This is a genomic window from Streptomyces kanamyceticus, from assembly GCF_008704495.1.
Taxonomy (GTDB): Bacteria; Actinomycetota; Actinomycetes; order Streptomycetales; family Streptomycetaceae; genus Streptomyces; species Streptomyces kanamyceticus.
The window spans coordinates 5827319-5840555 of record NZ_CP023699.1 but is presented as its reverse complement, the minus strand read 5'-3'; the positions used below and the strand labels follow the sequence as shown (position 1 = coordinate 5840555).

Here is a 13237-nt window from a genome sequence, read left to right as displayed (position 1 = left end):
GAGGCCGCCCCTTCCGCGTGGTCACGGGTGGGCCCTAGCGGCGTGCACAACCATTTGCTCGTCGATCTTGTCGGTTGATTCGTTGCGCGCAAGCAGACTGGCACGCTCCGATTGGAGCGCCCCGCAGTGGTCACAGCATGGAACCGGTGCGGGGAGCCGCCTGCTGCCCTTCATGCCGCCGAGCATCCGAACCGTGAGATCCCAGTCCCGACGCTCAACTTCTGTCGCGTACCGGAGGTCTTCGGCACCCACAACCCACGCGAGGCCGGAGGGTCGCATCACGACCAGCGTGCCTGAGCCGCCCTCACCAGCGACCTTAACGATCTTTGCCCGCGTCGTGTCCACCACGATTTCACCGGAATCGAACTCCGTCGCATCGGTCACTTGCTGCCACCTCCCTTGGGAGCATCTGTCAAGCTGACGTTCGCAAGGTCACCAAGAGACGCTTCCCATTCCTCGCCACCACCGAGGGAGCGGAGTAGGAACAACCCGCATTCACGACCAACGACCTTGCCCACGCGATCACGTGACGCGTCCCAGACAAGTTGATCCATGACTGACTGTGCCGTCATCTACCGGTCCTTGGTGCCTAGTTGACCTGTCGCTGTTCTGGTTCGAGCTTGGCCCGTTCCAACCAGGGTGACTAGGGGTAGCGGTATCAACACGGAGCCCTTGATATGGAGATGATCATGCCAGCTGCGAATCAACTTGACCCCACAACCTCTGTGGCTCACCTACTCGGGTACAGGGTCAAGAAGGGGCGCGAAGTGCTGGGTTGGACACAGGCGCAGCTAGCCGCAAAAATCCCGACCAAGCAAAACCGGATCTCCCAGATCGAGAACGCAACCGATCCCCCAAGTCTCCGGATGACGCAGCAACTTGACGCGATCTTGGGTCTCAACGGCACTCTTGTGGAACTGTGGCACTTCGTTGGCATGTCCGGCTTCCAGGACTACGCACAGACGTTCCTTCAGCGACAACAAAGCGCGCGCACTATCCACGAGTTCTCGCTGACCGTCCCAGGCCTGTTGCAGACGGCGGAGTACGCGAACGCAATCATGAGTCTCGGCGTCCCCGACGGTAGTAGAGACCTTGCCGACAGCGTCGCGCGACGCATGGAACGCCAAGAGATTTTTGAGCGGGAAGAGCCACCATGGCTGTGGGTGCTACTAGATGAAACCGCCCTCAACCGCGTGCAAGGGTCTGTAGAGACGATGGCGGCACAGATAGAGCATCTACTTACCTCGATGCAGCGCCCGTTCATCAACATTCAGGTACTACCGGCGACGAAGCCATGCATCCCCGGCTCGTTCAGTCTGCTGACCATGCCGGATGGCGAACGCGCGGCGTACTCGGAAGGGTTCAACACCGGCGCGTTCTTCGAGGAACCGGGCAACGTCGACAACTGGCAGAGGATCTATGATCGGCTGCACTCTGACGCCCTGGGGACCAACGAGTCAGCAGAGCTCATGCGGAACGCACTGGAGAAGCACAGATGACACCCAATTGGCATAAGAGCACATACAGCGGCAACAACGACAACTGTGTTGAGGTTGCCACCGACCCGAAGACGGTCATGGTGCGTGACACGAAGGACAACGAGACGGGTCCGGCGCTCGCCTTCGGTACTGCGGCATGGGGTGCCTTCATAGACGCCACGCAGCGCTAGAACTGTCCGTGCCCTACGCAGAGGGCAATGGTCACAAGCCCCCGGCATCACGCCGGGGGTTTTACCGTGCGCCAAGTTCGTCGTCAGGGGCTTGCAGCGACGGGATGCGGCCACTCGTCAGACCTGTGTACTCCCTAGAACTCGCCCTGATGTGCCTCTGGACACCATTGGTCCGCCGAGGTCGAAGCACATCATCAGGCCGAGGATGACGCCGAGGATGATCGCGTTGGCACCGGAGAGGCCCTCCAGCCAGTCCGTCAACGCGCTCTGCAGGGACGCGATCGGCTTGCCCACGACGAGGAACATCAGGAAGCCGACGACCGCCGACGAGATCAGCGGGATCACCACGACCGGCATGATGCCGCGCAGTACCGCGGGGATCCTGACCCGCTGGATGCCCAGCACCACGGCGCCCGCGATCAGACCGGCGGCGAGGCCGCCGAGGAAACCGGCGTTGATGGTGACCGCGACCGAGCCGCCGACGAATCCGGGGACGAGGCCGGGCCTGTCGGCCATTCCGTACGCGATGTAACCGGCCAGGACCGGGACGAGGAAGGCGAAGGCGAGGCCGCCGATCTGGAACAGGAGCGCGGCCCAGCTGGTGTGGTCCGTCCAGATGAAGTGCTCGGCGACGGACGGAGCCTTGTCGATCTTCCAGCCGCCGATGGCGAAGCCCAGGGCGATCAGGAGGCCGCCCGCGGCCACGAACGGGACCATGTAGCTGACGCCGGACATCAGCCACTTGCGGAGCTTGGTGCCGTAGCCGTCGCCCTCGTCGCCGGTGCCTTCCACCGGGGTGGGGCCCGTCGGCGCTGTGGTCTCGCCCCTGGCCGCCTTCTCCCGCGCCTCCGCGATGAGTTCGGCGGGGCGGTTGATGCCCGCCTTCACTCCTACGTCGACGGTGGGCTTGCCCGCGAAGCGGGGCTTGTCCCTGACGGGGACGTCGTGGGCGAAGACCACGGCGTCCGCGGCGGCGATGACGGCGGGGTCCAGGCGCGTGAAACCGGCCGAGCCCTGGGTCTCGACCGTGATCTCCACGCCTGCGGCGCGGGCCGCGTTCTCCAGGGACTCGGCGGCCATGTAGGTGTGGGCGATGCCCGTGGGGCAGGAGGTGACGGCGACGATTCTGAAGGGGTCGGCCGCGCCGGGGCTTGTGCCATCGTCATCTTGCTCCGCACCGGGGGCTGTGCCCACCCGTTCCGCCCCAGCGGAACTGCTGCCCACAGCAGTAGCGGGCTCGTCGCCCCGGATCAGTGCCGCCGCCGACTCCGCGTCGGCGGCGCCCCGCAGCGCCCCCGTGAACTCCCCGTCCATCAACTGCCGCGCCAGCGACGAGAGGATCGTCAGGTGCGCGTCGTCCGCGCCCGCGGGAGCCGCGATCAGGAAGATCAGGTCGGCGGGGCCGTCCGGGGCGCCGAAGTCGATGCCACGGGCCGACCGGCCGAAGGCCAGGGTCGGCTCGGTGACGTGCGCGCTGCGGCAGTGCGGAATGCCGATGCCGCCGTCCAGGCCGGTCGGCATCTGCGCCTCGCGGGCCGCCACGTCGGCGAGGAACCCCTCGAGGTCGGTCACCCGGCCGAGCGCCACCATGCGCTCGGCGAGCGAACGGGCCGCGGCTTCCTTGGTTTCCGCGGACAGGTCGAGTTCGAGGTCGACCAGATCCGCAGTGATCATGTCGGTCATCGCGGGCTCCTTCGCACGCGTATCGCCCAACGGGCGGCGGACATTCGGGGAGGGGGGTTCATGACGCGGGTTCCGTCAGCGGGCGGTTCAGCGGGGGCTCGGCCGTCAGCGTGACCGCGTCCGGTGCCAGGTCCGACGGGGACGGCATGGCGCTGCCGGGGAGTTGGACGGCGGCCGCGCCGTGGGCCACGGCCGAGGCGAGCGCGGCCGGGCCCGTACCGCCCGCGATCAGGAAACCGGCGAGCGAGGAGTCACCCGCGCCGACGTTGCTGCGCACGGCGTCGACGGGAGCGCTCGCGAAATACGTGCCCGACGCGTCGACCAGGAGCTGGCCGTCGGCGCCGAGGCTGGCGAGTACGGCGCGGGCGCCGCGCTCGCGCAGCTCCTCCGCCGCCTTGACCGCGTCGCCGACGGTGGCGAGCGGGCGGCCCACGGCCTCCGCGAGCTCCTCGGCGTTCGGCTTGACGACGTCGGGCCGCTCCGCGAGCGCGGCGAGCAGCGCGGGGCCCGAGGTGTCCAGGGCGATCCGGGCACCGGCGGCGTGCGCGCGGGCCACCAGATCGGCGTACCAGGAAGGCTCCAGGCCGCGCGGCAGGCTGCCGCAGCAGGCGATCCACTCGGCGCCGACGGAGCGTTCGCCGACCGTGGCGAGGAGCGACTCCTGCTCCGCGTCGGAGAGTTCGGGGCCCGGCGCGTTGATCTTCGTGAGCGTGCCGTCCGGCTCGGCGACCGCGATGTTGGACCGGGTCTGCCCGGCGACCGGGACCGGGGCGGCCTCGATGCCCTGTTCGTCGAGGAGCTGGGCGACCAGCGCGCCCGGCGCGCCGCCGAGCGGCAGTACGGCGACCGTCCGCACGCCCGCCGCCGCCACGGCCCGCGAGACGTTGACGCCCTTGCCGCCCGGGTCCATGCGGTCGCCGGTGGCGCGGACGACCTCGCCGCGGTCCAGGGAGGGGACCTCGTAGGTGCGGTCGAGGGAGGGGTTCGGGGTGACGGTGAGGATCATGCTCGTACCGGCTGCTTCCTTGCTCATGCGCGTACTACTTCCGTCTTGCTCATGCGCGTACTACTTCCGTGCCTGCGGACTCGATGGCCGCGGCGTCGTCGGGGTCGAGGCCGGTGTCGGTGATCAGGAGGTCCACGTCGGACAGGTCCCCGAAGCGCGCGAAGTGCTCCTGGCCGTGCTTGGCGGAGTCCGCGAGCAGCACGACCCGGCGCGCGGCGGCGACGGCCGCGCGCTTCACGGCGGCCTCCGCGAGGTCGGGGGTGGTGAGGCCGCCCCCGACGGAGAAGCCGTTGGCGGCGAGGAAGAGGACGTCGGCGCGGATCTCGCCGTACGCGCGCAGGGCCCAGGCGTCGACGGCCGCGCGCGTACGCTGCCTGACCCGGCCCCCGATGAGGTGGAGCTGGATGCCGGGGTGGTCGGCGAGGCGGGCCGCGGTGGGCAGTCCGTGCGTGACGACGGTGAGCGTCGACTCCAGCGGGAGCGCCGCGGCGACCCGTGCGACGGTCGACCCGGCGTCGAGGATGACGCTGCCCTCCGCGGGCAGTTCGACGAGCGCGGCGCGCGCGATGCGGTCCTTCTCGTCGGCGGCCGTGCCCTCGCGCTCGGCGAGGTCGGGCTCGAAGTCGAGCCGCCCCGCCGGTATGGCGCCGCCGTGCACGCGCCGCACGAGCCCCGCCCGGTCGAGCGCCTTGAGGTCGCGCCGGATGGTCTCGGCGGTGACCTTGAACTCCTCGGCGAGGGAGAGCACGTCGACCCGCCCGCCGTCGCGCGCGAGCCGCAGGATCTCCTGCTGCCGCTCCGGTGCGTACATGTCCGTTTGCCTCCGCCGCATGCCCGAACGTGTGGTTTCACTCGGAGACTACGGCCGGATTTCCGGAAAGTAAACAGATTCGGGGGTCAACCAGACATGAACGGACTTCAGTCCCGACGGGACACCCCCTTGGCCCCGGGGTGCGCGGGGACCTACGGCCAGGGAAAGCCGTCCAGCGCCCCGAGGCAGCGCACGGCGAGTGCGGCGAGCCCTCCGGCTCCCCCGGCCGGGGCGTCCCCGGCCGCCCACGACTCGACGGCCACCCGCACCGCGGCGCTGGCCACGCCCGCGGCGAGGCGCAGCTCGGGCGAGGGCTCGGCGGCGGACACCCGCTCCATCAGGAGCGCGAGCAGCGTCTCCTCCGAGGCGTGGCACGCGTCCGCCCACACCGCGCGCAGCGCCGGACTCTCCCCCGCCATGCGCAGCAGGGACCGCACCCAGTCCAGGGACGCCACCGCCGCGGCGTCATCGGCGGCGAGCGCGTCCGTCACCGCGTGCCGCAGCGCCTGGGGGACCGAGAGCCCCTCGGGGGCGCGGCGCACCGCCTCCGCCCACTGCTGCGCGCCCGCGGCGAAGAGCGGCGCGACGGCCTCCTCCTTGGTCGCGAAGTAGCGGTAGAAGGTGCGCGGCGCGACGCCCGCGGCCCGCGCGATGTCCTCGGCGCGGGTGGCGCGCAGCCCGTCCGCGACGAAGAGCGACGCCGCCGTGCGGGCGATGTCCAGGCGGGTCTCGTTCTTGCGTCGCTCCGTCAGCGAACTTGCAGCCATGTCAGGCAGGTTATGTCAGCCCTCGGGCGGGTCGTTCCGGCCTCCACACGGGGGCCCGAAGGCATGTACTGCCTGTGTGGCAGAATCTGCCACCGTAAGGCGCGGTGCGAGGCGCGGTGCGAGCAGCGCGCACCCGCGCACGCGGTGCGAGCAAGAGGTGGCAAACAGCGGTGCGTCGTCGGCAGTTCCTTCTCCACACGGCCGGTCTCACCGGCGCCACCGCACTCGGCACCGCCGGTCTCAGTGCCTGCTCCGCGGAGACGGACACCCCTCTCAAACTCCTCGTCGCCAGTTACGACGAGAGCGTGGGCTCCTCGATCGGTGACCAGTGGGGCAGCGTCATCGGCGCCTTCGAGAAGGCCCACCCGGACATCAAGATCGCCCTCGAACGCATCCCGTTCGGCAAGCTCGACCAGACCCTCGCCCGACGCGTGAAGGACGGCGACGCGCCCGACATCGCGCAGTCCAACTTCTTCGCGCCCTACGCCGAGGAGGGCAAGCTCTACGGCGCGTCCGACCTGTTCGACGTACGCACCGAGGGCGACTTCATCCGCTCCTACGCGGAGGCGGGCATGGTCAGCCGCGTCCAGTACGGCATGCCGTTCCTCGCCAGCACGCCCCGGCTCTTCTACAACAAGGCCCTGTTCAAGCAGGCCCGCATCACGGCCCCCAAGTCCTGGGCCGAACTGCGCGACGCCGCGCGGGCGTTGAAGGGGATCGGCGTGGAGACCCCCTACGGCCTCCAGCTCGGCCCCGAGGCCGCCGAGGACGAGGCGCTCGCCTGGCTGCTCGCGGACGGCGGCAGCTACTCGGGCCTCACCGGCTACGACTTCGCCAACCCCAGCAACATCGAGACCTTCACCTGGCTGCGCGACAACCTCGTCACACCGGGCCTGGCGGGCGCCAACCCGGCGACGCTGACGAGGACCGACGCGTACGCCCAGTTCCTGCGCGGCAAGATCGGCATGATGATCGCCCACCCGGTCCTGATGGGCGCCGCCGACAAGGCCAAGTTCCCCTACGCGCACGCCGCGTTCCCCAAGAAGCTCGGCGGCGCGGCGCCGCCGGTGGGGCTCAACGACTGGCTGATGGCGTTCAAGCGCAACGGGCGGCGCGAGCAGTGCGGGACGTTCATGAGCTTCCTGTACGGCCGCAAGACCGCGATGGCGTACGGCGGCGGGCAGTCGGCCCTGCCCGTCACCAGCTCGGCGTCCGACGCGCTGCGCAAGGACCCTCGGCAGCGGCCCATGTGGGACTTCATCGACCAGATGCCGTTGGCGCAGTTCCAGCCGACGAACCTCGGGTCGTGGCCCGAGGTGCGCGGGGCCGTCCGCAAGCGGATCGGCTCCGCCGTGGTCAAGGGCGGTAGGCCCAAGGCCGTCCTTGAGGAGCTGGACTCCGCGGCTGTGCAGGCTGAGCTTTAGCGCTCCGCTGGGTTGAGTGGAATTCTGCGGGCCGCAGGGGGCTGGGCGCGCAGTTCCCCGCGCCCCTTACGGGGCGCGTCTGGCCCGCGCCCCCTTGAGGGCGCGGGCCAGACGTCGATCAGGAGGCCAACGCGGGCTCCCGGTCCGTGAGTTCGGCCTCCGGGGGCGCCGTCTCGTCCTCGCCGCCGCCCTCCACGTGCTGGCGCGGCTTGGCGGGCAGGGCGAACATCAGGAGGAAGATGACCGTGAGTACGCCCGTCACCCACCACAGCGCGTTCTGGAAGCCGTCCACGAACTCCAGGGGAATCCGCCCCGGCGCGACCCGCTCGTCGATCACGCCGAAGAAGACCACCGAGACCAGGCCGAGGCCGAGCGCGGTGCCCATCTGCTGCACGGTGTTGATGAGCCCGGAGGCCGAACCCGCGTGCTCCTTCGGGACGTTCGAGAGGACGGCGTCCGTCAGCGGGGCCACGATCAGGCCCATGCCGAGGCCCATCACGGTCAGCGGCAGCGCCATCTGCCAGGACGTGATGTCCGCGCCGTACCGGTCGGCCTCCCAGATGTAGATCAGCACGCCCGCGGCCATCGTGAGGGCGCCCGTCTGCAGCACCTTGCGGCCGAACCGCGGCACGAACTTCTGCACGGAGAGACCGGCCGCCACCGAGACGGCGATCGAGAACGGCACACCGGTCAGGCCCGCGCGCAGCGCCGTCCAGCCGAGGCCGACCTGCATGTAGAGAGTCCAGACCAGGAAGAAGATGCCCATCGCGACGCCGAACACGGTCTGCACCGCGATGCCCGCCGCGAAGCTCTTCACCTTGAACAGGGAGAGCTCGACGAGCGGCGAGCCGTCCTTCGCGGCCTTCCACTTCTCGTACGCGATAAGGGCGCCGAAGACGACGACGGAGCCCGCCATCATCACGTAACCCCACACCGGCCAGCCCAACTCCCTGCCCCGGGTGAGGGGGTAGAGCATCATCAGCAGGCCGAGCGTGACCAGGACGACGCCGACCAGGTCGAGCTTGAGGGCCTTCGGCGCCTTGGACTCGGTGATGAACTTCCGTCCGAGGATGATGCCCGCGATGCCGACCGGCAGGTTGATGAGGAAGATCGGCCGCCACTCCAGGCCGAAGATGTTCCACTCGGTGAGCAGCGCGCCGAGCAGCGGTCCGGAGACCGCGCCGAGGCCGACGATCATGCCGAAGAGCCCGAAGACCTTGCCGCGCTCGTGCGCGGGGAACGTCGCGTGCACGATCGAGAGCACCTGCGGCACCATCAGCGCGGCCATGGCACCCTGAAGGATGCGCGAGGCGACGAGCATCTCCGGGTTGGCCGCGAAGCCGCAGAGCGCGGAGGCGACGGTGAAGCCGGTGATGCCTATCAGGAACAGCCGCTTGCGGCCGTGGATGTCGCCGAGCCGCCCGCCCGTGATGAGACCGGCGGCGAAGGCCAGGGTGTAGCCCGCGGTGATCCACTGGATCTGGCTGAACGTGGCGCCCGCGTCGCGCTGGATCGACGGGATCGCGATGTTGACGATCGTGACGTCGACGAGGTCCATGAAGGCGGCGGTCATCACGATGGCCAGCGCGAACCAGCGCCGCCGGTCGCCGGCGGGTGCCGGTTCCTCCGGGGTGGAGAGGGTGTTCGGTGAAGTCATGCCACCAGGCTAGAAGGCATATAGGACAGTGTGTGACCTAGTTCTCCGGCACGCTGGGCGTATGACGATGGGCAGCAGTACGGAGGAGGCGGTCGGCGCATGACAACGACGCACGGTACGGCGGAGGCGGTCGGCGCATGACATCGACGCACGGTACGGCGGCGGGTGCCGACACCCCCGCGCGGCTCTTCCAGCTTCTCTCCCTCCTCCAGACGCCCCGCGAGTGGCCCGGCGCCGAGCTCTCCGAACGGCTCGGCGTCAGCAGGCGCACCGTGCGGCGCGACATCGACCGGCTCCGCGACCTCGGCTATCCGGTACGGGCCAGCCAGGGCGCGGCGGGCGGCTACCGGCTCGTCGCGGGCAAGGCGATGCCGCCGCTCGTCCTCGACGACGAGGAGGCGGTGGCGATCGCGGTGGGGCTGCGGGCCGGGGCCGGGCACGCGGTGGAGGGCATCGAGGAGGCGTCGGTACGGGCGCTCGCCAAACTGGAACAGGTCCTGCCCGCCCGCCTGCGCCACCGGGTCTCCGCGCTGCAGATCGCCACGACGCCGCTGACCAGCGGGGACGGGGCGAGCATCGCGCCGGAGACGCTGACGGTGATGGCGTCGGCCGCGGCGGGCCACGAACGTCTCCGCTTCGCCTACCGCGCGGGCGACGGCACGGAGTCGCGCCGCCTGACCGAGCCGTACCGCCTTGTCTCCACCGGGCGGCGCTGGTACCTCGTGGCGTTCGACATCGACCGCGAGGACTGGCGCACGTTCCGGGTCGACCGGGTGTCCGACCCGTTCGCGACGGGGGCGCGGTTCGTGCCGCGGGAGCTGCCGAAGGGGGATGCGGCGGAGTTCATCCGGGAGTCGATGTGGCGGGGCCGTCAGACGTACGACGTGGACATCACGTTCGCGGCGCCCGCGGTGTTCGTCGCGGCGCGGTTGCCCGCGGTGCTCGGTCCGCTGGAGGTGCTGGACGACGACAGCTGCCGGCTGCGGTGCGCGGCGTCCGACTCCATCGAGTGGCTGGCGGTCCGCCTCGCCCTCACGGACTGTGAGTTCACGGTGCGTGAGCCGTCGGATCTGGTGGCCCACCTGTCGAGCCTGGCGGAGCGGCTGTCGCGTGCGACGGGGGGCGCGGCCCGGCCCTGACGGCGGGTTCGGGAGCGCGGTGTTTGAGGACTGCACGGGCCCCGGCGCCGAGGGGATGGCGCCGGGGTCCAGGCACAGGGGCCCGCGAAAGGCCGGCCGCCTAGGCCGCCGCGTCGAACCCCGTGTCCCGCGCCAACTTCTTCAGCTCAAGAAGCGCATGCTTCTCGATCTGGCGGATCCGCTCGCGGGTCAGACCGTGCTCCTTGCCGACCTCCGTCAGCGTCCGCTCCCGGCCGTCCACGATGCCGTACCGCATCTTGATGATGGAGGCCGTGCGCTGGTCGAGGCGGCCGATCAGGCCGTCGAGCTCCTCGCTGCGCAGCAGCGAGAGGACGGACTGCTCGGGCGAGACGGCCGAGGTGTCCTCCAGGAGGTCACCGAACTGGGTGTCGCCGTCCTCGTCCACGCCCATGTTGAGCGAGACGGGGTCGCGCGCCCAGTCCAGGACGTCGACGACGCGCTCGGGCGTCGAGGACAGCTCCTTGGCGATCTCCGTGGGCTCCGGCTCCCGGCCGTTCTCCCTGTTGAACTCGCGCTGGACGCGGCGGATCCGGCCCAACTCCTCCACCAGGTGGACGGGGAGGCGGATGGTGCGCGACTGGTCGGCTATCGAGCGCGTGATGGCCTGGCGGATCCACCACGTGGCATACGTGGAGAACTTGAAGCCCTTGGCGTAGTCGAACTTCTCGACCGCGCGCACCAGGCCCGCGTTCCCCTCCTGGATGAGGTCGAGCAGCGGGAGGCCGCTGCGCGGATAGCGGCGGGCGACCGCGACGACGAGCCGGAGGTTCGAGCGGATGAAGACGTCCTTGGCCCGCTCGCCGTCGGCGACCAGCGCTTCCAGTTCCTCGCGGGACGCGGTGACCGCGCTGTCCTCGACCGCTCCGGCGAGGATCTTCCGCGCGTACACACCTGCCTCGATGATCTGGGACAGCTCTACTTCCTTGGCGGCGTCGAGAAGCGGCGTACGCGCGATCTCGTCGAGGTACATGCCGACCAGGTCGCGGTCGGCGATCTCCCCGCCTACGGCGCGAACACTGCGTGCCGCGTCGGTCTCGCCGGAGGCGGACTTACGACGGGCGACGGCACGGGTTGCCATGCGTGCTCCCTTGCGATGAGTGCGGTCTGGTCGGCCCATTTCTGGAGCCTCTGTGGTGGATGGCACACCCTCGGGTGCCCTGCATCCGATGGAAACAACGACTGGAATCCGGACAGAATTCCCAAGCCGCCCATCTTTTTTCCTGACGTTGCAGTACCCTGTGCCGCCACAAGGGGAGGCAGGATGCCGTCGATGCCGGAAGAGGTGCAGGTCAGGCCGGGGGCCGAGGCCGACCTCAAGGCCCTCACGGACATCTACAACCACTACGTACGTGAGACGGCCGTCACCTTTGACACCGTCGCCTTCCTGCCGGAAGAGCGCCGCCCTTGGCTGCTCTCCCACCTCAAAGACGGCCCCCACCGCTTGATGGTTGCCCGGGAGCGGGATTCGGCCGCCCGTCCCGGGCGGCTGCTCGGGTACGCCACCAGTAGCCCTTTCCGACCCAAGCCCGCCTACTCCCCCTCGGTGGAGGTGAGTGTCTACTGCGCGCCGGACGCCGCGGGCCGCGGCATCGGGACGCTGCTCTACAAGGCCCTCTTCGAGGCCCTCGCGGACGAGGACCTGCACCGCGCGTACGCGGGCGTGGCGCAGCCGAACGAGGCGTCGGTGCGGCTGCATGAGCGCTTCGGCTTCCGGCACGTGGGGACGTACGGGGAGGTGGGCAGGAAGTTCGGCCGGTACTGGGACGTCGCCTGGTACGAGCTGCCCCTCGGCACCGGATCCCCGCCCGCCCCAGGACCTCGGACCTAGGGCCGCAGCCCGTTACGGATCACGAGGTCAGCGGCCTACCGTCCCGGCATGACCGACACCACAGGCACCCTCGACGAAGCCCTGCAGCGGCTGCACTCCTCCGGTCCCGAGCGGCTCGGGCGGCTCACCAACCACGCCCCGATGGCCGTCGAGGCGCTCGCCGCGCGCGGGCGGGCCGGAGCGGTCCACCGGTGGCTCGATCTCTACGCGCCGAAGCTGGAGGAGTTCCCGGCTCGCGTCGAGCCGGTCACCGACGCCGACTGGCGTGCCGCGCTCGGTGACCCGCGCAGGGCCGCGGACTGGATCGACTACTTCGTACGCCGTGTCGCCGATGCCTCCGACCAGGCGCGGCCCTGGCGCGAGGTGCTCGCCGAGTGGTGGCCGCGGCTGCTTCCGGGGATGTACGGGGGTTCGACGCATCCGGTGATCCGGGTGGGCCACGCCGTCCGCACCCTCGAAGCGGGCGACGTGACGGAGCCGCGCCTCGCCGAGCTCGCGCACGGCCTCGGCTACTGGGCCGCCCGGCATCGCACCGTCACCGGCGTCGCCCTCCTGCCGGGCGCCGTCGCGGCGGCGGACGCGCTGGACGCGGTGCCGCCGATCGCCGACCGGGCGGAGGGCGGCTTCCCCGCCCGCCTCGGCCGGGTCGAGGCCCTGCCGGTGTGGGCCGTGTCGGTGGACGAGCCCGAGGAGGCGCGGCGCGCGCTGACCGAGCTGGTGCGGGCGGCGACCCATCGGTACGCCACGCACGGTCATGGCGAGGCGACGATGCTGGTGCACGCGGCGACTGCGCCCAATGCCGTGCTCCGCGCCTTGCCGGCGCTGCCGCGGGTGCTGTGGGTGCCTAGTCTGCGGGCTGCCTGGACGGCGTCTGCGGCCGTCACCGCGATGTACGCGCCGGACGCGGCCGTGGCGTACGTCGCGCCCGGCGCGCCCGGCGCGCCCGGCGCCCTCCGTGCGGAGGAGGTCTTCGAGCGGGCGCTTGCCCATGGGGACGAGCATGTCATCAAGCTGACGGACACGGCGTTGGATGTCGGCGACGAGAAGGCCCTGGCCGCGGCCCTGCGCGCCGTCGAGCTCAGCGAGCCGTTGGTTTGAGCGGCGCCCGGTGCCGGTGGGCTCGGATTCCGCGGGCCGCGTGTGGCTGATCGCGCAGTTCCCCGCGCCCCTGAAACCCCGCCTCTGCGCGGGCCGTACGTGGCTGGTCGCGCAGTTCCCCGCGCCCCTAAAGG

The 13237-nt window shown here is 70.5% G+C and carries 12 protein-coding genes and 1 pseudogene; 6 read left to right on the top strand and 7 right to left on the bottom strand.

Features of this window, described 5'->3' with window-relative positions; translation table 11 throughout:
* Positions 1 to 21: 21 nt before the first annotated feature.
* The gene (locus CP970_RS25130; RefSeq protein WP_055545118.1) at positions 22 to 384 is read right to left on the bottom strand and encodes a hypothetical protein; all 363 of its coding nucleotides are present in this window, start codon (positions 382 to 384) and stop codon (positions 22 to 24) included.
* A 293-nt stretch (positions 385 to 677) separates the two neighbouring features.
* On the opposite strand from CP970_RS25130, the gene CP970_RS25125 reads away from it, so the two are divergent.
* Positions 678 to 1499 (top strand): helix-turn-helix domain-containing protein, encoded by an 822-nt coding sequence (locus CP970_RS25125; RefSeq protein ID WP_224058693.1) that lies wholly within the window; start codon positions 678 to 680, stop codon positions 1497 to 1499.
* Positions 1496 to 1669 (top strand): DUF397 domain-containing protein, encoded by a 174-nt coding sequence (locus CP970_RS25120; RefSeq protein WP_079043304.1) that lies wholly within the window; start codon positions 1496 to 1498, stop codon positions 1667 to 1669. Before CP970_RS25125 ends, CP970_RS25120 begins: the two co-directional genes overlap by 4 nt.
* Before the next feature lie 165 nt (positions 1670 to 1834).
* Here the strand turns inward: CP970_RS25120 and CP970_RS25115 are convergent.
* The 4 genes and pseudogenes from CP970_RS25115 to CP970_RS25100 all read right to left on the bottom strand — a co-directional run.
* Positions 1835 to 3352, bottom strand: a pseudogene (locus CP970_RS25115) (PTS fructose transporter subunit IIABC); the annotation flags it as partial.
* 58 nt (positions 3353 to 3410) lie between these two features.
* A complete protein-coding gene (gene pfkB / locus CP970_RS25110; protein ID WP_055545119.1) occupies positions 3411 to 4358 on the bottom strand; it encodes a 1-phosphofructokinase in 948 nt (315 codons plus the stop codon).
* Positions 4359 to 4407: 49 nt separating this feature from the next.
* Positions 4408 to 5169 carry a DeoR/GlpR family DNA-binding transcription regulator gene (locus CP970_RS25105; RefSeq protein ID WP_055545120.1) on the bottom strand — a complete coding sequence of 254 codons (762 nt, stop codon included), beginning with the start codon at positions 5167 to 5169 and terminating at the stop codon, positions 4408 to 4410.
* A 152-nt stretch (positions 5170 to 5321) separates the two neighbouring features.
* Positions 5322 to 5936 carry a TetR/AcrR family transcriptional regulator gene (locus CP970_RS25100; protein WP_191094948.1) on the bottom strand — a complete coding sequence of 205 codons (615 nt, stop codon included), beginning with the start codon at positions 5934 to 5936 and terminating at the stop codon, positions 5322 to 5324.
* Between the two features lie 170 nt (positions 5937 to 6106).
* On the opposite strand from CP970_RS25100, the gene CP970_RS25095 reads away from it, so the two are divergent.
* A complete protein-coding gene (locus CP970_RS25095) occupies positions 6107 to 7360 on the top strand; it encodes an ABC transporter substrate-binding protein (protein WP_055545121.1) in 1254 nt (417 codons plus the stop codon).
* A gap of 118 nt (positions 7361 to 7478) precedes the next feature.
* On the opposite strand, the gene CP970_RS25090 is transcribed toward CP970_RS25095, so the two are convergent.
* Positions 7479 to 9017: an MFS transporter gene (locus CP970_RS25090; protein ID WP_055545122.1), complete on the bottom strand. Its 1539-nt coding sequence runs from the start codon at positions 9015 to 9017 to the stop codon at positions 7479 to 7481.
* Between the two features lie 137 nt (positions 9018 to 9154).
* On the opposite strand from CP970_RS25090, the gene CP970_RS25085 reads away from it, so the two are divergent.
* Positions 9155 to 10156: a helix-turn-helix transcriptional regulator gene (locus CP970_RS25085; protein WP_055545123.1), complete on the top strand. Its 1002-nt coding sequence runs from the start codon at positions 9155 to 9157 to the stop codon at positions 10154 to 10156.
* A 100-nt stretch (positions 10157 to 10256) separates the two neighbouring features.
* Here the strand turns inward: CP970_RS25085 and CP970_RS25080 are convergent, their stop codons facing one another.
* Positions 10257 to 11255, bottom strand: a complete 999-nt coding sequence (locus CP970_RS25080; RefSeq protein WP_055545124.1) for a sigma-70 family RNA polymerase sigma factor — start codon at positions 11253 to 11255, stop codon at positions 10257 to 10259.
* A 183-nt stretch (positions 11256 to 11438) separates the two neighbouring features.
* Here CP970_RS25080 and CP970_RS25075 point away from each other — a divergent pair, with 183 nt between their 5' ends.
* A complete protein-coding gene (locus CP970_RS25075; protein ID WP_055545125.1) occupies positions 11439 to 12005 on the top strand; it encodes a GNAT family N-acetyltransferase in 567 nt (188 codons plus the stop codon).
* Between the two features lie 48 nt (positions 12006 to 12053).
* Positions 12054 to 13103: a questin oxidase family protein gene (locus CP970_RS25070; RefSeq protein ID WP_055545126.1), complete on the top strand. Its 1050-nt coding sequence runs from the start codon at positions 12054 to 12056 to the stop codon at positions 13101 to 13103.
* The last annotated feature ends 134 nt before the right edge of the window (positions 13104 to 13237 follow it).

What these genes read in the sequence shown, in the direction of transcription:
- CP970_RS25125 (WP_224058693.1), top strand. Translation starts at nt 678, where the DNA reads ATGGAGATGATCATGCCAGCTGCGAATCAACTTGACCCCACAACCTCT.
- CP970_RS25120 (WP_079043304.1), top strand. Translation starts at nt 1,496, where the DNA reads ATGACACCCAATTGGCATAAGAGCACATACAGCGGCAACAACGACAAC.
- pfkB (WP_055545119.1), bottom strand. Translation starts at nt 4,358, where the DNA reads ATGATCCTCACCGTCACCCCGAACCCCTCCCTCGACCGCACCTACGAG.
- CP970_RS25105 (WP_055545120.1), bottom strand. Translation starts at nt 5,169, where the DNA reads ATGTACGCACCGGAGCGGCAGCAGGAGATCCTGCGGCTCGCGCGCGAC.
- CP970_RS25100 (WP_191094948.1), bottom strand. Translation starts at nt 5,936, where the DNA reads ATGGCTGCAAGTTCGCTGACGGAGCGACGCAAGAACGAGACCCGCCTG.
- CP970_RS25090 (WP_055545122.1), bottom strand. Translation starts at nt 9,017, where the DNA reads ATGACTTCACCGAACACCCTCTCCACCCCGGAGGAACCGGCACCCGCC.
- CP970_RS25085 (WP_055545123.1), top strand. Translation starts at nt 9,155, where the DNA reads ATGACATCGACGCACGGTACGGCGGCGGGTGCCGACACCCCCGCGCGG.
- CP970_RS25080 (WP_055545124.1), bottom strand. Translation starts at nt 11,255, where the DNA reads ATGGCAACCCGTGCCGTCGCCCGTCGTAAGTCCGCCTCCGGCGAGACC.
- CP970_RS25075 (WP_055545125.1), top strand. Translation starts at nt 11,439, where the DNA reads ATGCCGTCGATGCCGGAAGAGGTGCAGGTCAGGCCGGGGGCCGAGGCC.
- CP970_RS25070 (WP_055545126.1), top strand. Translation starts at nt 12,054, where the DNA reads ATGACCGACACCACAGGCACCCTCGACGAAGCCCTGCAGCGGCTGCAC.